The 18,940-nt window shown below is 71.4% G+C and carries 21 protein-coding genes; 2 read left to right on the forward strand and 19 right to left on the reverse strand.

Translation table 11 applies throughout. The features are described 5' to 3' along the window. Position 1: 1 nt before the first annotated feature. From panD to EXE58_RS05485, 5 genes are all read right to left on the reverse strand, one after another. Positions 2-418, reverse strand: coding sequence for an aspartate 1-decarboxylase (gene panD, locus EXE58_RS05465; protein WP_135266925.1), 417 nt, complete (start codon positions 416-418; stop codon positions 2-4). Next, the gene (gene panC, locus EXE58_RS05470; RefSeq protein ID WP_135266926.1) at positions 418-1,353 is read right to left on the reverse strand and encodes a pantoate--beta-alanine ligase; all 936 of its coding nucleotides are present in this window, start codon (positions 1,351-1,353) and stop codon (positions 418-420) included. The genes panD and panC overlap by 1 nt, the downstream gene beginning before the upstream one ends. Then, the gene (locus EXE58_RS05475; protein WP_135266927.1) at positions 1,350-2,315 is read right to left on the reverse strand and encodes a Rossmann-like and DUF2520 domain-containing protein; all 966 of its coding nucleotides are present in this window, start codon (positions 2,313-2,315) and stop codon (positions 1,350-1,352) included. The genes panC and EXE58_RS05475 overlap by 4 nt, the downstream gene beginning before the upstream one ends. A gap of 295 nt (positions 2,316-2,610) precedes the next feature. Then, positions 2,611-3,558 carry a glycosyltransferase gene (locus EXE58_RS05480; protein WP_135266928.1) on the reverse strand — a complete coding sequence of 316 codons (948 nt, stop codon included), beginning with the start codon at positions 3,556-3,558 and terminating at the stop codon, positions 2,611-2,613. A 13-nt stretch (positions 3,559-3,571) separates the two neighbouring features. Beyond that, a complete protein-coding gene (locus EXE58_RS05485; protein ID WP_244242439.1) occupies positions 3,572-4,705 on the reverse strand; it encodes a sulfotransferase family protein in 1,134 nt (377 codons plus the stop codon). Positions 4,706-4,820: 115 nt separating this feature from the next. Here EXE58_RS05485 and EXE58_RS05490 point away from each other — a divergent pair, with 115 nt between their 5' ends. Next, entirely contained in the window at positions 4,821-5,972 is a 1,152-nt protein-coding gene (locus tag EXE58_RS05490; RefSeq protein WP_135266929.1) for a glycosyltransferase family 2 protein, read from the forward strand. Positions 5,973-5,978: 6 nt separating this feature from the next. On the opposite strand, the gene EXE58_RS05495 is transcribed toward EXE58_RS05490, so the two are convergent. From EXE58_RS05495 to EXE58_RS05505, 3 genes are read right to left on the reverse strand one after another with little or no spacing between them, the layout of a single operon-like run. Further along, complete coding sequence (locus EXE58_RS05495; RefSeq protein WP_135266930.1) at positions 5,979-6,923, reverse strand: ABC transporter substrate-binding protein; 945 nt, start codon at positions 6,921-6,923, stop codon at positions 5,979-5,981. A 54-nt stretch (positions 6,924-6,977) separates the two neighbouring features. Further along, positions 6,978-7,712, reverse strand: a complete 735-nt coding sequence (locus EXE58_RS05500; protein ID WP_135266931.1) for an ABC transporter permease — start codon at positions 7,710-7,712, stop codon at positions 6,978-6,980. Beyond that, positions 7,709-8,419, reverse strand: a complete 711-nt coding sequence (locus EXE58_RS05505; protein WP_208544138.1) for an ABC transporter permease — start codon at positions 8,417-8,419, stop codon at positions 7,709-7,711. The genes EXE58_RS05500 and EXE58_RS05505 overlap by 4 nt, the downstream gene beginning before the upstream one ends. A 4-nt stretch (positions 8,420-8,423) precedes the next feature. Between EXE58_RS05505 and EXE58_RS05510 the strand changes: the two genes are divergently transcribed. Beyond that, positions 8,424-9,416, forward strand: coding sequence for an ABC transporter ATP-binding protein (locus tag EXE58_RS05510; RefSeq protein WP_135266933.1), 993 nt, complete (start codon positions 8,424-8,426; stop codon positions 9,414-9,416). Between the two features lie 2 nt (positions 9,417-9,418). Here EXE58_RS05510 and EXE58_RS05515 read toward each other — a convergent pair whose 3' ends face one another. From EXE58_RS05515 to EXE58_RS05565, 11 genes are all read right to left on the reverse strand, one after another. Then, a complete protein-coding gene (locus tag EXE58_RS05515; protein WP_208544139.1) occupies positions 9,419-10,486 on the reverse strand; it encodes a GNAT family N-acetyltransferase in 1,068 nt (355 codons plus the stop codon). A gap of 45 nt (positions 10,487-10,531) precedes the next feature. Next, a complete protein-coding gene (locus EXE58_RS05520; protein ID WP_135266934.1) occupies positions 10,532-11,149 on the reverse strand; it encodes a hypothetical protein in 618 nt (205 codons plus the stop codon). 9 nt (positions 11,150-11,158) lie between these two features. Next, positions 11,159-11,638: a DUF3180 domain-containing protein gene (locus EXE58_RS05525; RefSeq protein ID WP_135266935.1), complete on the reverse strand. Its 480-nt coding sequence runs from the start codon at positions 11,636-11,638 to the stop codon at positions 11,159-11,161. A gap of 10 nt (positions 11,639-11,648) precedes the next feature. Further along, on the reverse strand, positions 11,649-12,221 hold the full coding sequence (folK, locus tag EXE58_RS05530) for a 2-amino-4-hydroxy-6-hydroxymethyldihydropteridine diphosphokinase (RefSeq protein WP_135266936.1): 573 nt from the start codon (positions 12,219-12,221) through the stop codon (positions 11,649-11,651). Then, a complete protein-coding gene (folB, locus tag EXE58_RS05535) occupies positions 12,214-12,588 on the reverse strand; it encodes a dihydroneopterin aldolase (RefSeq protein WP_135266937.1) in 375 nt (124 codons plus the stop codon). Before folB ends, folK begins: the two co-directional genes overlap by 8 nt. After that, complete coding sequence (gene folP, locus EXE58_RS05540; protein ID WP_135266938.1) at positions 12,585-13,442, reverse strand: dihydropteroate synthase; 858 nt, start codon at positions 13,440-13,442, stop codon at positions 12,585-12,587. Before folP ends, folB begins: the two co-directional genes overlap by 4 nt. Continuing rightward, a complete protein-coding gene (gene folE / locus EXE58_RS05545; RefSeq protein WP_244242528.1) occupies positions 13,442-14,017 on the reverse strand; it encodes a GTP cyclohydrolase I FolE in 576 nt (191 codons plus the stop codon). Before folE ends, folP begins: the two co-directional genes overlap by 1 nt. Before the next feature lie 29 nt (positions 14,018-14,046). After that, positions 14,047-16,104 (reverse strand): ATP-dependent zinc metalloprotease FtsH, encoded by a 2,058-nt coding sequence (gene ftsH, locus EXE58_RS05550; protein WP_341869536.1) that lies wholly within the window; start codon positions 16,102-16,104, stop codon positions 14,047-14,049. A 124-nt stretch (positions 16,105-16,228) separates the two neighbouring features. Next, positions 16,229-16,780, reverse strand: coding sequence for a hypoxanthine phosphoribosyltransferase (gene hpt, locus EXE58_RS05555; RefSeq protein WP_135266941.1), 552 nt, complete (start codon positions 16,778-16,780; stop codon positions 16,229-16,231). 164 nt (positions 16,781-16,944) lie between these two features. Continuing rightward, the gene (tilS, locus tag EXE58_RS05560; RefSeq protein ID WP_135266942.1) at positions 16,945-17,910 is read right to left on the reverse strand and encodes a tRNA lysidine(34) synthetase TilS; all 966 of its coding nucleotides are present in this window, start codon (positions 17,908-17,910) and stop codon (positions 16,945-16,947) included. Next, entirely contained in the window at positions 17,907-18,917 is a 1,011-nt protein-coding gene (locus EXE58_RS05565; protein WP_135269450.1) for a zinc-dependent metalloprotease, read from the reverse strand. The genes tilS and EXE58_RS05565 overlap by 4 nt, the downstream gene beginning before the upstream one ends. Positions 18,918-18,940: the final 23 nt, after the last annotated feature.

Genomic DNA, 18,940 nt, shown 5'->3' on the forward strand with positions numbered 1-18,940 from the left:
GCTAGCGAGTGACGAGGTCGCCACGCTGGAGCGTGGGGTCGCCGAACGTCTCGGCAGGGTCGTAGCCGGTCGCCATCACCTTGTTGTCGGCGTCGACGAAGACCACGTGCGGCTGGTGCTCCTTGGCCTCGGCGGTCTCCATCTGGCCGTAGCCGATCAGGATCACGACGTCGCCGGGATGCACGAGGCGCGCCGCGGCTCCGTTGATGCCGATGACGCCCGAGCCGCGCTCGCCGGCGATCGTGTAGGTCTCGAGTCGCGCGCCGTTGGTGACGTCGACGATGTGGACCAGCTCGCCGGGCAGCAGGTCGGCCGCCTCGAGCAGGTCCTTGTCGACCGTCACCGACCCGACGTAGTGGAGGTCCGCCTGGGTCACGGTGGCCCGGTGGATCTTGGACTTCATCATGGTGCGCAGCATCAGCTGCTCCTCTCCAGTGCGGTCGAGCCCGCTGGTGCGGTGCCCGCCTCGGGGGTGGTCTGACCGGGGTCCGTCCGGTCGAAGGTGATCGGCATGTTGTCGATCAGCCGCGTGGTCCCGACCCGGGCGGCGACGAGGATCCGGCCCTCGCCGGTCTCCGGGGGTTCCCCCAGGTCGGGTGAGGTGAGCGCGAGGTAGTCGAGCTCGAGGCCGGGCTCGGCCTTCAGCACCGACATGGCCGCCCAGCGCGCGGCAGGGACGCCGTACGACGCCCGATCCTGCGCCGCTCGCAGCGCCCGGCTCAGGGCGGTCGCCGTCCGGCGCTGCTCGGCGTCGAGGTAGCGGTTGCGGCTGGAGAGGGCGAGGCCGTCGGGCTCGCGGACCGTCTCGGCGCCGACGACGTCGATGCCCATGCAGAGGTCGGCCACCATCCGGCGGATGAGCACGAGCTGCTGGTAGTCCTTCTGGCCGAAGACAGCGACGTCGGGCCGCACCAGGCCGAAGAGCTTGGCGACGACGGTGAGGACGCCGTCGAAGTGGCCGGGACGAGAGGCGCCGTCGAGGATCTCTGCGAGGGCGCCCGGCGCCACCGTCACGCCGCGGCGCACGTCCTCGTGGCTGAAGCCGCCGGGGTAGACCTCCTCGACCGAGGGCGCGAAGACGATGTCGACACCCTCGGCCTCGCACACCTCGAGGTCGGCGTCCAGGGTGCGCGGGTAGCGGTCGAGGTCTTCGGTCGGGGCGAACTGCATGGGGTTGACGAAGATGCTCACCACGAGCGGGCCGCGTGTGCGCTGGCGCGCCCCGCGCATCAGGCTGGCGTGGCCCTCGTGGAGGGCGCCCATGGTGGGGACGAAGGCGATGCGGGCACCCTCGTGACGGGCGTCGTCGAGAAGGTCGTCCAGCTCCTCGCGGGTGTGTGCGAGACGCGTCATCGACGGGTTGGCGCCGACTCGGCAGGAGGCACGCGCCGACTCGGCACGTGGTTGGCGCCGGCTCGGCGGGAGGTTTGCGCCGACTCGGCGGCCTCGAGGACCTGCAGCATCTTGGCCGCCCGGATCGGGAGCACCCGGCCGTCGGTCACGGCACGGTCGAGCGTGGCGCGGGCCATCGCGAGGTAGGACGGCAACGTGTCGGGCGCCTTGGCGGCCAGGTCGGCCAGGTGGGCGCGGACGGTCTCGACGTCGCCGCGCACGATGGGTCCGGTGAGAGCGGCGTCGCCCTGCTCGAGGGCGTTGTCCAGGGCGGCCGTCAGCAGCGGTCGCAGGGTGGCTGCGGGATCGACCGTCCCGGTCGCGGAGAGGATCTCCATCGCCTCGGTGACCAGCGTGACGAGGTGGTTGGCGCCGTGGGCCAGGCCCGCGTGGTAGAGCGTGCGCAGCTCCTCGCGGATCCACGTGGGGCGTCCGCCCAGGTCGGCGACGAGGGCCTCGGTGAGCTCACGGTCCTCGTCGGCGGCGGTGACGCCGAAGACGCACCCGGCCAGGCGCGGCAGGTCGACCTCGGTGCCGGTGAACGTCATCGCCGGGTGGAGGGCGATCGTGCGAGCCCCCGCCGCGCGTGCCGGCTCCAGCACGGCGAGGCCGTGGCGACCCGACGTGTGGGCGACGACCTGCCCCTCGTGGATGGCGCCGCTCGCGCTCATCATGGTGACGACGTTGGAGAGCATGTCGTCGGGGACCGTCAGCAGCAGGAGGTCGCAGCCGCGGGCCACGTCGGACGGCTTCGCGACCTCGACCCCGGGGAGCAGTGCGGCGATGCGGCGGCGGGACGCGTCGGACTCGCCGGCGGCGCCCACGACGTCGTACCCAGCAGCGCGGAGAGCGGCAGCCAGCACGGCACCGACACGGCCGGCGCCGACCACACCCACGCGCAACCCAGCAACGGACTTCGTCATGTCGACCTCTTCGTTTCAGTCCCTCGCGGGTACCGATCTACTGCGATCAACATCGAGCCTACGCCGACGGATTCCGGCCTGGGAACTGCTCCGGGACGTGACGAACACCACCGAAATCGCTACCCGTCAGTAGGTCCGTGCGCGCTACGAGGGTGGCGGCACACGACACGTCCCGTGGTGAGGGTGGCGGCACACGACAACGCCGAACCCCGATCGATGTCGTCCGCCGCCAGGGTGAGCCCGGAGATGTCGTCCGCCGCCAGCCTGGCAGGAGGGGGTACGACAACCCGATCGTTCAGGCGCGCAGGTGCAGCTTGGCGTGGTCGGGGTCGTCGACGACGAAGGGGCGGGGTGCGCGGGGCAGCCAGGTGTGGGTGACGTGGTCGACCACGTGCTCACCGGCCGGTGCCTCGATCTCGACCACTCCCTCCGGGACGTCGCCGGCGTGCAAGGCGTTCCACACGGTCCACTCACGGCGCTTGCGGCGGTTGCGGATCGACGTGGCGAACGACTCGGGGTTGGTCCAGTGGGCGAACTCGTCGCCGTCGAGCCACTTCAGCTCGACACACAGCCCCTGCGGGAGCGCGAACTGCTCGATGCGGTCCGGCGTCGTGCGGATCTCCCACTCGGGTGCCTTGGCGTAGACGAAGTCGGGGCTCATCGGGAAGCCCCACTCCTCGATGTTGCGCAGGCCGAGGTCGAGGTAGGCCTTCGACTCGGACTCGATGTAGAGACCGTGGCGCGGGAACCTGATGACCGCATCGGCCATGCCCACCTGCCAGGACAGGTCGGCCATGGAGATCTCGCCCTCGGTGGTCAGCACCATGTCGCCGTCCCACTTCCAGGAGTAGCGGGTGCGGACGTGGGAGAAGCACCAGTTGTAGAAGTAGGCCAGCGAGTGGACCGACCGCTCGTTGACGGCGAGGTGCTCGGCTCCGGCCCGGGCGACCTGGAACGGGTAGGCCTTCAGGGTGAACTTGTGGCCGAGACCCGACTCGGCCGCGACGCGCAGCGCCTCCTCACCCGTGCCGTCGTCGGAGCCGTTGTCGACCAGCAGGACGTGGTCGCAGGCCCGCAGCAGCGGCGGGAGCACGAAGCGCAGCCCGGGTGCCTCGTTCTTGACCCGCAGCACGGCCGTCGCGCCGCGCCGCAGCGGCCCGGCGTTCCAGGGCCAGACGATGTCGAAGTCGGTGTGGCCCTCGAGGTTGGTCAGGCCGTGGCCAGAGCCGATCGGGATCGTCACCGGTCTCCCCCGGTCACTGGCCGTCGGCGCGTTCGCGGCCGAGCGCCTTGCGCACACCGCGACGTACCGACGGAGGGATCGCGGCCCGGACCTCATGGGGGACCATGTCGGCGAACCTGCGGCCGTGGGTGTCGTCCTCGAGCTCGGCGAGAAGCTGCCGCTTGCCCTGGAGGCGGGCGTGCACCTCGGTCGAGCGGCTGATCGCCTCGGCTTCCTCGTAGAGGTCGGTGTAGGCGGCCCGGAGCTGGTCGAAGGTCTCGTGGATCTCCGCCGAGTCCGCACCCTGGTCGGGGTCGGCCAGCCTGGTGAGCTGCTCCCAGGTCTCGGCAGTCAGCTCGTGCAACCGCGTCGGCAGGCCGAGGTCGGCGAGCGTCTGGTTGACCCGGCGCAGGTTGGGGTCGATGAAGCGGTGCACCTCGCGGATCTGGTCGCTGCGGGTGTGGACGATCGTCTGCAGGTCCAGGGCGTGGCCCAGCGCCATCGTGGTCTTCACCCAGTCGGTCAGCAGGTCCTCGTAGCGCACGAAGACCCGGCTGCCGGCACCCTCGGTGGGCCGGGTGGCGCGTTCGGTGTGGAGCAGCATGTTGACCCAGCTGGCCGCCAGGTGGGCCGAGCCGAGCTTGTTGGCGTAGTACTTCTGCTTGGACCCCACCACCTCCGCGGGCGGGCGCAGCATCGTGGCGAAGACGGGCGTCGCACCCGTGCGGATGGCGGCCACCCGCCACAGGCCCAGGAACCAGCTCAGCCGCGGGTCCTTCACGACCAGCTCGGGGTGGACGTCGAAGTGGGGCTCGAGCCACTCGCTCACCCGGATGCGGGCGGGCTCGCGGCTGCAGATCCTGCCGGTGTCGAACCACGCGCTGGGCCGGCTGTCGCTGACCTGCACAAGCGCCTCGGCGAGCCACTCGTCGTGCACGTCGACGACCCACTGCGGCTCGCTGAAGCCGCGCGGGTTGGAGTCGTCGGGCGGCACCTCCGGCAGCGGCACGTGCATGCCGAGCCGGGAGACGATCCCGGCGAGCGTGCTGGTGCCGCTGCGGCCGGCCCCGGCGACGAAGAGGACCTTGCGCGGGACGCCGTCGGGGTTGATCTCGTCGATCGCCCTCGCCTGGGCGTGCGGCTTCTCGGACGGGGCCTGCTCAGTCACGGCTGGGAGCCTACCGGCCGGCGCTGCCGGCCCGACGAACTGCGGCCGGGCGGCGGCGATCCGACCGACCGGCGCGTCGTACGGCCGCGGTTCGTCGGGCCTAGGCTCGCCGGTCATGAAGTGGTTCTCCCGGTCCCCCCTGGTCGGCGTGGTCGTCCCCGCGTGGGGCGTCGAGCGCTACCTCGACGAATGCCTGCGCTCCCTCGTCCGGCAGGAGCACGCCCGGTGGGAGGCCGTCGTCGTCGACGACGGCTCGACCGACCGGACCGGCGAGATCGCCGACGAGTGGGCGCGCCGGGAGAGCCGGATCCGCGTGGTGCACACGCCCAACGCCGGCCTGGGCGCCGCCCGCAACGTCGGGGTCGGCCACGTCCGCGGCGACTACCTGGCGTTCCTCGACTCCGACGACGTGCTCCGGCCCACCGCCCTCGCCACCCTGGTCGGGTCGCTCGAGGAGTCCGGGTCCGACTTCGCCACCGCCTCGGTCCTGCAGTGGCACTCAGGAGAGCCCGACGGCGCCATCGACGAGGACAGCCTCGTGGAGCCCCCATGGATGAGGCGACTCCACCAGCCGCCCCTGCGCTCTGCGCGGATCGAGCAGCGGCCCGAGCTCCTCGGTGACGTCTTCGCGTGGAACAAGCTCTTCCGCCGCTCGTGGTGGGACGCGCAGCGCCTCGCCTGGCCCGAGGGCACCCGCTACGAGGACCAGCCCACGACCACCCGGGCGTTCCTGGCCGGCACGTTCGACGTGCTCACCGAGAGCACCTACCTGTGGCGCATCCGCGAGGGCTCCATCACCCAGACCCGCGCGTCGATCGAGGACCTGCGCGACCGCTGGGAGACCAAGCGGATGTCGCTGGAGTCGGTGCGGGAGCACGGCTCGGCCGAGGTCGAGGAGGTGTACGTCGACCGCGTCCTCGCCGGCGACCTGTGGCGCTACTTCCTGCTGGTCCCCGACTGCTCACCCGAGTGGTGGGGCCTGCTGCGCGCGGGGGTGCTGGAGTTCTGGGGGCAGCGCTCGCTCGTGCACTCAGGGCTCCCACCGGTCCACCGGCTGGCAGGCTGGCTGGTCGAGCAGGACCGCCGCGCCGACGTCGCCGCGCTGATGACGTGGGTGTCCTCGCTCGACGGGCAGCCCGCCCCACGCGGCCAGGACGTCGCCACCGGTGCCTGGCGGATCGTCGTACCACCCTCGGTGCTCGACGAGACCACCGTGGATCCCGCAGCGCTGGCGCTGCGGGACCACGAGGTCACGCGCCCGCTGTAACGGCGCTCAGAGAAGGCCCTCGGACTCGAGGAACTCCTGGGCGATGTCGGCCGGCTTCTCGCGGTCGACGGAGATCTTGCCGTTGAGCTCGGTGAGCTTCTCGGTGGTGAGGGCGGCCATCAGGTCGTTGAGGATGTCCTCGACCTCCTCGTTGTCGGCCAGCCACTCCGAGGAGACGGCCGGGATGAGGTTCTGCGCCGGCTGGATCTGCTTGTCGTCCTCGAGCAGCACCATGCCCTGCGACTCCAGGGTGCCGTCGGTGGTCGAGGTCAGGCCGAGCTGGGCCTCCCCGTCGGCCACGGACTTGAACACCGCCGGCGAGGCGAAGCCCAGCGGCAGGAACTCGGTGACGTCGATGCCGTACTCCTTGGTGAGGCCGGCTCCGCAGTCGGCGCGGTCGGCGCAGTCCTCGGCCGCGGCGACGACGACCTTCTTGCCCTCGAGGTCCGAGAGCTTGGTGACGCCCTCGGACTCGGAGTACTCCTGCGTCACGAAGAACGCGTTGGTGTCAATGGCGGCGGAGGGATCGAGCAGGGTGATGCCCTTGTCCTCCAGGAGGGACTCGGCCGCCTCGATCGACTCCTCGGCGTCGGGGGTCGTGAGCGGCTCCGCGTCGGGGCCGTTGACGGTGGTGTTGAGGTAGTCGACGATGCCGCCGACGTACTCAGGCACCAACTGGATGGAGCCCGGGAACTGGCCCTCGGCCATGTAGACGTCGCGGGTGCCGACCAGCTGGACCGAGGCGTCGTACCCCTCGGCGTCGAGGAGCTGCTCGTACATCGCGGCGACGATCTGGACCTCGCCGAAGTCCTGGCCGGAGATCTTCACCGAGCCCTTGTCGCCCCCGTCCGCGGCGGTGTCGTCGTTGGCGAGGTCGTCGCCGGCGCAGGCCGCGCCGAGGAGGACCGTGCTGAGGGCCAGGGCCCCCGCGGCGATTCGTCGTAGCTGCATGTCACTCACCTTCTGTGTCCCGTGGCCGTGGCGGCCACGCGTGTCCGGTCCTGCTCACGTCGTCGTGGGCAGGGGTGCTTCCGTGTGTGCAGTTGAGCTGGCGGTGTGCGGGACGGGGTCGGCGGCACGCTGCGCGAGCGCCGCCAGGCCCTCGAGGACCATCGCCACGACGGCGACAACCACGGCCCCGGCGATTCCCTTCCCGTAGTCGCTGTTGGCGAAGCCGTCGGTGATGATCCGGCCGAGCCCGGGGCCGGCGACCATGGCGGCGATCGTGGCGGTCGCCCACACCTGGACGAGTGCCAGCCGCACGCCAGCAGCGACCAGCGGCAGCGCCAGCGGCAGCTCCACGCGGCCGAACAGCTGCCAGGGCGTCATCCCCATGCCGGTGGCCGCCTCCTTGACGTCGGGCGCGACCTCGCGCACGGCGACGTAGGCGTTGGTGATGATCGGCGGCAGCGCGAACAGCGTGAGAGCGAGGAGCGTCGCGATGCCGCCGCGTCCGTAAGGGCCGATCGTCGAGATGCCGGGCCAGTCGGCGGTGACGAGCAGGGCCAGGAGCGCGAACGTGGGCACCGCCCGCCCGACGTTGGAGATGTTGATCGCCAGGAAGCCGCCTCGCCCGAGGTGCCCGAGCCAGAGCGCGAGCGGGAGGCCGAGCGCGAGAGCCAGCCCCAGCGCGGTGGCCGTCAGCAGCAGCTGCTGCACGAGGAGCTCGAGGATCCCGCCGTTGCCGGTCCAGCTGGCCGGGTCGGACAGGTAGGCCCACGTGTCACGGAAGACCCTCATGAGACGCCTCCCGTCCGGGTCCACGGCGTGAGCACCCGCTGGGCGGCCACGATGAGCACGTCGAGCAGCACGGCGATGACGACGCACAGCAGGCAGGCCGCGAGCAGCTCGGCCCGGAAGTCGGTGGAGACGCCGTGGGCGATGAGGTTGCCGAGGCCGCCGTTGGCGACGAGCGCCCCGACCGTGGTCAGCGCGACGGTCGACACCGTCGCCACCCTCAGGCCCGCCATCATCACCGGGAGGGCGAGGGGCAGCTCGATGCGATAGAGCTGGGCGGTGGCGCCGTAGCCCAGTCCCCGGGCCGACTCGCGCACCTCGTCGGGGACCGCGCGCAGCCCGTCGAGCATGCTGCGCACCAAGATCGTCAGCGCGTAGAGCGCGAGCCCGATGACCACGGTCGTGGCGGTGATGCCGGTGAAGGGCACCAGCAGAGGGAAGAGCGCGAGCGAGGGGATCGTGTAGAGCGCGGTGGAGCCGCCGAGGATCGCCGACTCGAGTCGCGGCACCCGTCGCGCCACCAGAGCCAACGGGAACGCGACCACGATGCCCAGGACGATCGCCGCCAGCGTGATCACCAGGTGCTGGGTCGTGGCCTCGACCAGCTCGGAGCGGTAGTCGGAGAAGTAGGCGGTGCACCACCACTCGTTGACGGTGCGGTTGTAGCAGCTCGGATCCACGGCCGCGACCGAGCTCGCGAGTAGGGTCACGCGCATGGACGCTACCGCTTCGGGCCCCGGCGAGCCCATGATCCGGCTCTCGGGCGTGGGCAAGACCTACGACGACGGGACCGTGGCGGTCCAGGAGGTCGACCTCGACGTCGCGGCCGGCGAGATGGTCTGCCTGGTCGGCCCGTCGGGCTGCGGCAAGTCCACGACCCTGAAGATGATCAACCGGCTGATCGAGCCGACCACCGGGCGGATCTTCCTCGACGGCCAGGACGTCACCGACGCCGACCCGGTCGAGCTGCGCCGCGGCATCGGCTACGTCATCCAGCAGGTCGGGCTCTTCCCCCACCAGCGGATCATCAACAACGTCATGACCGTGCCGCTGCTCTACGGCGAGTCGAAGGCCACCGCGCGCGAGCGGGCGCGTGAGCTCCTCGACACCGTCGGCCTGGACCCCGACCAGTACGCCGACCGCTACCCCCACCAGCTCTCGGGAGGCCAGCGCCAGCGGGTGGGCGTGGCGCGAGCGCTCGCCGCCAACCCGCCGGTGCTCCTCATGGACGAGCCGTTCGGCGCCGTGGACCCCGTGGTCCGCACCCGCCTGCAGGACGAGTTCATGCGACTGCAACGGGACCTCGGCAAGACCGTCGTGCTCGTGACGCACGACATCGACGAGGCCGTCCGGATGGGCAACCGGGTCGCGATCTTCGCCGCAGGCGGTCGGCTCGCGCAGTACGCCACTCCCACCGAGCTGCTCGCCCGCCCCGCTGACGACTTCGTCGCCGACTTCGTCGGGTCGACGCGAGGGCTGCGTCGCCTGGCCGTCACCCCCCTGCGCGAGGAGCACCTCGAGCCCCTCGACGGGGTCACGGGAGGCGCGCTGGGCTCAGCGATCGACCTCGACTCCTCGCTCGAGGAGGCGCTGGCAGCCCTGCTGCGCGACGACAAGCCGATGATCGGGGTGAAGGACGGCGCACGCTTCGTGGGCGTCCTCACCCCCGCCGGCGTGCACCGGGCGCTGCGGGAGTCGCTGCGCTGAGGTCAGACCCGCACGTCCTTGTGCCATGACTGCGTGACGTACTTGGTGCCCCAGCCCATCGCGACGTACATCCCGTCGGCGCCGGTCGGCGAGTCGGCGTCGACCTCGAGGCCCACGCGGTCGCGGCCCTGCTCGGCGGCGTCGGCGATGATCGTGTGGAGCAGCCCCTTGGCGACGCCCCGGCCCCGGGCCGACCCGAGCACCCCGAGGTAGGAGACGTAGGACCCGTCGGGACCGCTGACCGACTCGCTGACCGTCCCCACCAGGGCACCCGCGGGCTCGCCGTCGACCTCGGCGAGCCACCAGTGGTCCCAGCGGTGGCCGGGGTCCTCCCGCAGCCGGTGGATGAACTCGTCGAAGGTCTCCTCGGCGGAGTTGAAGTGGTCGGTGAAGGCACCCTCGAGGACGTCGTGGACCGCGCGGAGGTCGCCGTCCTCGGGCATGCCGTCGCCCTGCTGCTCGACACGCCGGAAGACCACGCCGTCAAGCTCCCAGCGCGCGGGGTCGGGAACGAGCTCGGCCTCCTCGGGGACCACCGAGCGGCTCATCTGCCACCAGGTGCGCACCTTCTCGAAGCCGGCCGCGGTCAGCCAGCCCGCCAGCCGCTCGTCGTCGGCGAAGGTGCCGGTGTCGATCTGCTGGACCTCCAGGCCGCGGGCGGCGCCGACCGCCCTGGCCTGGGCCTCGGCCCACGCGAGGAGCACGCGCGAGCAGCGGGTGGCCAGGGCGTGCTCGAGGTCGCGCGCGACGACGTGGACGAAGAGCATCCGGCCGACCGCCCGGTCGTGCACGCTCCCCCACGCACGGATCCGGTCGGACTCGTCGCGGACGACGAGGTTCTCGCGCATCGACAGGCCTCGCTCGGACACCTCGACCAGGACGTCGTCCTCGCTCGCACCGGCCCACCCACGGCCTGCTCGCTCGTGGTTGCGCAGGAGCTCGGTCAGCTCGGCGACGGTCGCGGGGTCGGAGCCGTCAGGGGCGGCGGCGGACCAGCCCTCGGGCAGTCCGGGATCCTCCGGCAGGACGCCGGCCGGGTCGCTCTCGAACCTGTTGTCCTCGGGGATCACGTCACGACATTGTGCCGTACACCCACGTGGGGGTGACGGGAGCGGTCAGGCCGAACGGGTGGAACGGGCGGCGTGCGCCGACTTCAGGGAGGCCAGGTCTGCCTTCAGCACGTCGATCTCGGCCTCGAGCTCGACGACGCGGACGGCGGCCTCGGAGGCGCGCGACTCCGCCGCCTCCAAGGCTCGACCCAGCCCGGCGACCGCGCGCTCGGCACCGTCGGCACGGCGCGCTTCGTTGCCCAGCTTGAGGGTCTGGTCCGCGGCCAGGCGCTGCGCCTTGGAGAGGGCGACCTCGAGGACGGAGATGGCCTCCTGCCGGTCGATGATCTTGCGGCGCATGTCGGCAGCGAAGGCTTCGTTCTCGGCCGTCCGCTGCGCGGTGATCTCGCGGTACTGCATCGCCTGCACGGCGCGGTCGCGCGCAGCGGTGCGGCGCTCCGCGAGGAGCTCGGAGTGGGTGATGCGGGTGGCGGCAGCCCCGAGCACTACGGCGACGACCGCAGCCACGCCCTGCAGCCACGCGGTGCCGTCGACGACCGCCCAGCCCACCAGGAGCGCGGAGAGGACCAGGAGCGCAGCCGCGACGGTCAAGCGCGTGCTGCGCTGGCGTCGTCGGGCGCTCGTGCGTGGCGCGTGTGACTGCTGGGGCTGAGGGGAAGACATGGGGTCAGACTAGGGGTGACCGTCTCCCGGTGGGGTGCGACACGCGCTCTCCAGCGCGAGGGATGCGCCCATCACACCCGCCGACGCGGCGGCAGCGACCAGCGAGCGCGTGGTCCAGCGATCCGCCAGCACGGACGCGTCACCAATCCAGCCGACCGCGAACCCGACGTATGCCGCGGCGACCAGCGCGCCCACGAGTGCGCACGCACGGGCCAGGACGAGCCGGTTGACGGCGTGCTGCGGGTCCAGTCGATGACCCTGCACCTGCACCGTGCGCCACGTGTGCCAGGCGAGGAACGCCAGGATCACCGCCACGAGGGTCAGCGCCAGGGGTTGCAGCCAGGAGACTCGCGGCGCCTCCCCTGTCGCTGCTCGGCCGAGCGGATGCAGCCCCCACCCGAGGGCAAGGCCCACGACGGCGCTGATCGCCAGGGCACGACCCGAGGTGGGGCGCAGCGAGCCGCGCGGCTCGTCCTCGGGATCGCTCACCCAGGAGCCCTCACTCGACCTCGAGCGCGAGGTCCTCGCGCCGGGTGAGGCCAGAGGAGTCGGAGCCCTGGAGCAGGTCGGCGATGGGTCCGTGGTCGGGAAGCGTCGCGTCGGGCTCCAGGTCGTGCCACGGCTGCAGGACGAAGGAGCGCTCGTGGGCGCGCGGGTGCGGCAGGCGCAGGAAGTCCTCGTTCGAGCGGCGGTCACCCACCACGATCAGGTCGACGTCGAGCGTGCGGGGGGCGTTGCGGACCTCGCTGCGCTCACGGTCGAAGGCGTCCTCGATGGCCAGGGCACGCTCCATCAGTCGCGCGGCCGGCAGCGTGGTGTCTGCGAGCACGATCGCGTTGAGGAACTTGGGCGCGTCCTCGACGGGAGAGCCGACGGGGTCGGACTCGTAGACGGGCGAGACCCCGGTGACGAAGAAGTCGGGTGTGTCGGCGAGCGCGTTGACAGCCCCCTGCAGCGCGGCGAACCGCTCACCCAGGTTGGCGCCCAACGCCACCACGACGCGACGGATCGGGTGCATCTCTCCGGTGATCGAGTCGGCGTCGACGATGTTGGGGTTGGGGGTCTCAGTCATCTGCGGGACCTCGCGTTCTGGTGATCGTCAGGGCGACGTCGCGAAACGTCGCCTCGATTGGTGCGTCAGGTTTGTGGAGCGTGATGCGTGCCCATTCAACACGACGGTCCTCCAGGCACACATCGGCGATGCGCTGCGCCACCGTCTCGACCAGGTCGACAGGGTCCCGCTCGACCGCAGACTTCACTGCCTCCACGAGGGTGCCGTAGTGGACGGTGTCCTTCAACTCCCCGGACCGCGCCGCGGGCGCTGTGTCCAGCCCCAGCACCAGGTCGACCACGAAGACCTGCCCCTCGCGCCGCTCGAAGTCGAAGACCCCGTGGTGGGCGAAGCACTCGATGCCGTGGATCGCCAGCTCGTCGGTCACGGGTCCTCCCGACCGGGTGGCCACATCGCACCCGCGTCCGTCGTGGCGCCCATGGCCGCCACCACCGCCAGCGCGTCGGCCGTGGCGCGGACGTCGTGCACGCGCAGGCAGTCCACCCCCCTCTCGGCGAGGAGTGCGACCAGGGCCACGTGGGCGTGCTCGCGCTCGTCGACCGGCCGGGGCCGGCCCGCCACGCCGAGCAGCGACCCCAGGAATGACTTCCGGCTCGCGCCGACTAGCAGCGGACGACCCAGCACACGCAGCGCCTCGAGGGCGGCGAGCAGCTCCCAGTTGTGGCGCGGCTTCTTGGCGAAGCCGAGGCCCGGGTCGAGCGCGACGCGGTGGGGCGCGATGCCCGCCGCCTCCGTCGCCTCGAGGCGCTCGGCGAGCTCGCGGCACACCGTCTCGACGACGCCGTCCGGGTAGACCGCGAAGTCGCGCATGCGGTCGCTGTGGGCACGCCAGTGCATGGCGACGTACGACGCCTCGGTCGCCGCCACGACCTCGAGGATGCGCGGGTCGGCCAGCCCCCCGGAGACGTCGTTGACGATCGTGGCGCCCGCCGCGAGAGCCGCCTCGGCGACCTCCGAACGCATGGTGTCGACCGAGACGACGGCCCCCGCCGCGGCCAGCTCGCGGATGACCGGGACCACGCGGTCGAGCTCCTCGGCGACGAGGGGACGGGTCGCGCCCGGGCGGGTGGACTCGCCGCCGATGTCGAGGATGTCGGCTCCCTCGGCCAGCAGGGCCCGGCCATGGGCCACGGCGCGCTCGGTGTCGTCGTACCGCCCGCCGTCCGAGAACGAGTCAGGGGTGACGTTGACGATCCCCATCACGCGCGGACGCACCGGCATCAGCGCCTGCTGTGGATCAGCGCCATCGCCTCGGCGCGAGTGGCCTGGTTGGTGAGCATGGCGCCGCGAACCGCCGAGGTGATCGTGCGCGCCCCCGCCTTGCGGACGCCCCGCATGGTCATGCACAGGTGCTCCGCCTCGATGACCACGATCACCCCGCGCGCGTCGAGGATCTCCATCAACGAGTCGGCGACCTGGGTGGTGAGGCGCTCCTGCACCTGGGGCCGCTTGGCGTAGACGTCGACCAGGCGGGCGAGCTTGGACAGGCCGGTGATCTTGCCCGTCTCGGCCGGGATGTAGCCGACGTGGGCCACGCCGGTGAACGGCACCAGGTGGTGCTCGCACATGGACCACAGCTCGATGTCGCGCACCAGCACCATCTCGTCGTGACCGATGTCGAACGTCGTGGTCAGGACGTCCTCGGGCTCCTGGCGCAGGCCGGAGGTGAGCTCGGCGTAGGCCCGCGCCACCCGTGCGGGGGTCTGCAGCAGGCCCTCGCGATCGGGATCCTCGCCGATCGCGAGGAGCAGCTCGCGGACGGCCGCCTCGGCCCGGGCGTGGTCGAACTCGGGCACCTGCCGGTCCGAGATGCTGATCGGATCGGTCACGTCGAGGGTCCGGGCGGCTGCGGGGCCTCGCCGTGGCCCCCCACCGCCGGGTCGCCGTGCAGGTCGCCGCCCGCGCCGGGCGGGGTGATGATGGCTCCGCCCTCGTTGTGCTGGTCTGCGACCGCGCCGTTGATGCGGTCGCGGATCTCCTGGGGGATCTGCACGGGCGGGACCGTCGAGGGAACGCGCAGGTCCGACCCGGTCCACGCCGGGCGGGTCGGGTGGAGGCGCAGGGGCTCGAAGATCGCGGCGATCTCGGCCTTGTCGAGGGTCTCCTTGTCGAGGAGCTCGAGCACGAGCGCGTCGAGGACGTCGCGGTTCTGCTCGAGGATGTCGTAGGCCTCCTGGTGGGCGTTGCCGAGCAGCGTCTTGACCTCGGAGTCGATCACCGCGGCGACCTCCTCGGAGTAGTTGCGCTGGTGGCCCATGTCGCGCCCCAGGAAGGGCTCGGAGCTGTTGTCGCCCAGCTTGATGGCACCCAACCGCTCGCTCATGCCGTACTGGGTCACCATCGCGCGAGCCAGGCCGGTGGCCTTCTCGATGTCGTTGCCGGCGCCGCTGGTCACGTCGTGGAAGATCAGCGCCTCCGCCGCCATGCCGCCGAGCATGTAGGCGAGCTTGTCGAGCATCTCGGAGCGGGTCTGGCTGTACTTGTCCTCGTCGGGCAGCACCATCGTGTAGCCCAGCGCGCGCCCGCGCGGGAGGATCGTCACCTTGTGGACGGGGTCGGTGCCCGGGAGCGCCGCGGCCACCAGGGCGTGCCCGCCCTCGTGGTAGGCCGTGATGAGCTTCTCCTTCTCGCTCATCAGGCGGGTCCGGCGCTGTGGCCCGGCGATCACGCGGTCGATGGCCTCGTCGAGGGCGCCGTCGGTGATCAGCTTGGCGTTGCCGCGCGCGGTCAGCAACGCGGCCTCGTTGAGGACGTTGGCCAGGTCTGCGCCGGTGAAGCCGGGCGTGCGGCGCGCCACGCTGAGCAGGTCGATCTCGCCTGCCATGGGCTTGCCGCGCGAGTGGACCTTCAGGATCTGGTGGCGCCCATTGAGGTCGGGGGCGTCGACCTGGATCTGCCGGTCGAAGCGACCCGGACGCAGCAGCGCGGGGTCCAGGACGTCGGGACGGTTGGTCGCGGCGATCAGGATCACGCCGCCGCGGACGTCGAAGCCGTCCATCTCGACGAGGAGCTGGTTGAGGGTCTGCTCGCGCTCGTCGTGCCCGCCGCCCATGCCCGCGCCGCGGTGACGGCCGACGGCGTCGATCTCGTCGATGAAGACGATCGCCGGGGCGTTCTCCTTGGCCTGCTCGAACAGGTCGCGCACCCGGCTGGCGCCGACACCGACGAACATCTCGACGAAGTCGGAGCCGGAGATGGAGTAGAAGGGCACGCCGGCCTCGCCCGCCACCGCGCGTGCCAGCAGCGTCTTGCCCGTGCCTGGCGGGCCGTAGAGCAGCACGCCCTTGGGGATCTTTGCCCCCACGGCCTGGAACTTGGCCGGCTCCTGCAGGAACTCCTTGATCTCGCCGAGCTCCTCGACGGCCTCCTCGGACCCCGCGACGTCGGAGAACGTCGTCTTGGGCATGTCCTTGGTGATCAGCTTGGCCTTGCTCTTGGCGAACTGCATGACACCCCGGCCGCCGCCTTGCGCCTGGTTCATCAAGAAGACGAACAGCAAGATGATCAGCGCGAACGGCAGCAGCGTCGCGAGGATCGACCCGAGGAAGCTGGGCTGGGGGTTCTCGGAGTTGGCCTTCTCGATCGTGCCGGCCTCCACCTGCTCGTCGACCGCGGCGAGGATCGACTCCTGCTGCCCGTCGATGTAGTGGGTGACGACCTTGTCGCTGCCCTTGCGCGCGCCCTCGTCGAGGGTGGCGCGGATCTCCTGGTCGCCGTCGACGAAGGTGATCTCGTCGACCTCGCCCTCGGCGATGTACTGGGACATGCGGGACGTCTCGACCTCGTCGTAGCCGTCACCGGGAGCAAAGAGCTGGATGGCGAGCAGCACGCCGAACGTGGCCAGGACGATCCAGAGCCACGGGCCCTTGAATATGCGCTTCACGAGCAACTTTCACCAGAGTCGAGTCGGAATGTGGTGACGCTACACGTCACCCGGACCACCATTGTTTCAGGCGGGGTGAAGCGCTGGCGACCCCAAGGCTCTCCGGAGGGCCCGAGCGCGTCGCTCAGGAGTAGACGTGGGGGGCCAGCGTCCCGATGTCTCGCAGGTTGCGGTAGCGCTCCTTGTAGTCGAGGCCGTAGCCGACGACGAACTCGTTGGGGATGTCCCATCCGACGTACTTGGGCTCCACCGGCATCTGCAGCGCCTCGGGCTTGCGGAGCAGGGTCGCGATCTCGACGCTGGCCGGCCGGCGGCTGCTGAGGTTGTTGACCAGCCAGCTCAGGGTGAGGCCGGTGTCGATGATCTCGTCGACGATGAGCACGTGGCGACCGGAGATGTCGGTGTCGAGGTCCTTGAGGATGCGCACGACCCCGCTGGACTTGGTGCCGGACCCGTAGGACGTCACCGCCATCCAGTCCATCTCGAGGTGGCCGGGCATCGCCCGGGAGAGGTCGGCCATGACCATCACCGCACCACGCAGCACGCCGACCATCAACAGGTCGTGGCCCTCGTAGTCGGCGCTGATCTGCTGGGCCATCTCACCGAGCCGATCGTGGATCTGCGCCTCGGTGAACAGGACGTTGACGAGGTCGTGCTCCACGTGGGACGAGTCCATGGCGACAGCCTAGGTCGTGCCGGGTCCTCCCACCTCGCCTCCCCTGATGAAGTTCCACTCGCACGCGTGGAAGTTCAGCCCTTCTCAGACGATCCACGCTCAGGGGCCGATGGACTTCCACTCGTACGAGTGGAAATCCAGGCTGGGGGAGCGCGCGGGGAAGGTCAGGCGCGCTCGAGCACCAGGGCGTCGCCGCGGCGCAGGGCGCGGAGGTGTCCGGGGAGGTCCACCCACTTCTGCCCGCGCCAGTCGGTGACGAGCGAGTCGACGGCGACAACGTGCTCGCGGAACAGCTCGCCGGGAGGCGCGCCGGCCTCGAGGGCAGCACGGTGCAGCACCCTGCGACGCAGCGCGTCGGGCAGTGCCGCGAGGTCGGCCACCGGCAGCGGACGGGCCATCCGCTCCAGGGCGTCGGCGGCGGTCGCGTCGAGGAGCTCGGTGTCCTCGCGCAGCTGCTCGGCGGTCCGGGCGAGCGCCTCGGCGATGCCCGGCCCGAGCTCCTCCTCGAGCACCGGCAGCACCCGGTGCCGCACCCGCACGCGCGTGTAGCCGGGGTCGTCGTTGTGGGGGTCCTGCCACACGTCCAGTCCCTCCACCTGGCAGGCCGTGACGGTGTCGTCGCGGCGCACGCCGAGCAGCGGCCTGGCGAAGACGTCGTACGACGCCCGCATCCCCGCCAGCGAGCGGCCGCCGGACCCGCGGGTGAGGCCGAGCAGCACGGTCTCGGCCTGGTCGTCGAGGGTGTGGCCGAGCAGGACCACGGTGGCACCGAGGCGTTCGGCGACCTCCTCGAGCACGGCGTGCCGAGCCTGACGAGCGGCGGCCTCTGGGCCCAGCCCGACGGCCTGGACCTGCACGGCTGCGGTCACGGTCTCGTCGGCCCCGATCGCCACCATCCGCTCGACCACGAGGCGGGCCGTGTCGGCGGACCCCGGTTGCAGCCCGTGGTCAACGGTGACCCCGACGATCCGCTGGCCCAGCTTGTGTCCCTCGAAGACGGCGGCCGAGAGCAGGGCTGTCGAGTCGGCTCCGCCGCTGCACGCGACCACCACGACCGCGCCGGGACCGTGAGTGGCCAGCACCCGCCGCACACCGAGGCGCACGGCGGCGACGGAGGGGTGGAGGGTCACAGGACGCGGGCGATCCAGGCGTCCGGGTCGAGGATCTCGGCCCTGCTCGGCAGGGTGTCGGGTCCCGACCAGACGGTGTTGAACTCGGTCATGCCGACCTTGTCGACGACGTGGCGCACGAACACCGCACCCTCGCGGTACTGGGCCATCTTGGCGTCGAGGCCGAGCAGCCGCCGCAGGATGCGGTCGAGCGTGCCGACACCGCCTCGGCGCTGGTTGAAGCTGGCGCGGATGGACTCGACGCTCGGGATCACCGACGGGCCCACGCCGTCCATGACGACGTCGGCGTGACCCTCGAGCAACGACATGACGCCGGTGACCCGGTCGAGGACCTCGCGCTGCTCGGGGCTGGAGAGGATCTCGACGATGCTCGTGTCTCCCCGGATGATCTCGCCGATCTTGCGGGGACCCTCCTCCAGGAACGCGCGCGGCTCGATCGCGTCGGCCATCGACTGCATCAGGTCGGTGAGGTGGCCGCGCAGCCACGGGTTGGCGGTGAACTGCACGCGGTGGGTCTCCTCGTGCAGGCAGACCCAGAGCCGGAAGTCGTGGGGATCGGCGGAGATCTCCCGCTGGACGTGGACGACGTTGGGAGCCACGAGCAGCAGCCGTCCGGCAGGGTCGTGGAAGGGGTCGAACTGCCCCAGCACCTTGCTGCCGAGGAACCCCAGCAGGAAGCCGATCTCGGCGCCTGTGACGCGTGAGCCGATGGCGCTGGAGAGGCCCTGCGGGACCCCCTTGCGCGCAGCGAGCTTCTCGATGATCGGCTCGAGGATCCGGGCGAAGCCGTCTGCGTTGGCCTGCACCCAGCCCGCGCGGTCTACGACGAGCACGGGTGCGGTGTCCTCGGGGGCGACCAGCCCGGTGAAGTCGCGCACGAGCCCCGTCGACCGAGCCGCGCCCTCGCGGAGCTCGGCGACCACGGCGGCCGCCTCGGCGCTGGTCGTGTCGGGGCCGTCACCGGCGATGCGGGAGGCGAGCGACACGGCGAAGTCCCAGTCGACCATCTTCGTCATTGAGCCAACCTAGC

The sequence above is a fragment of the Nocardioides seonyuensis genome, from assembly GCF_004683965.1.
GTDB lineage: Bacteria > Actinomycetota > Actinomycetes > Propionibacteriales > Nocardioidaceae > Nocardioides > Nocardioides seonyuensis.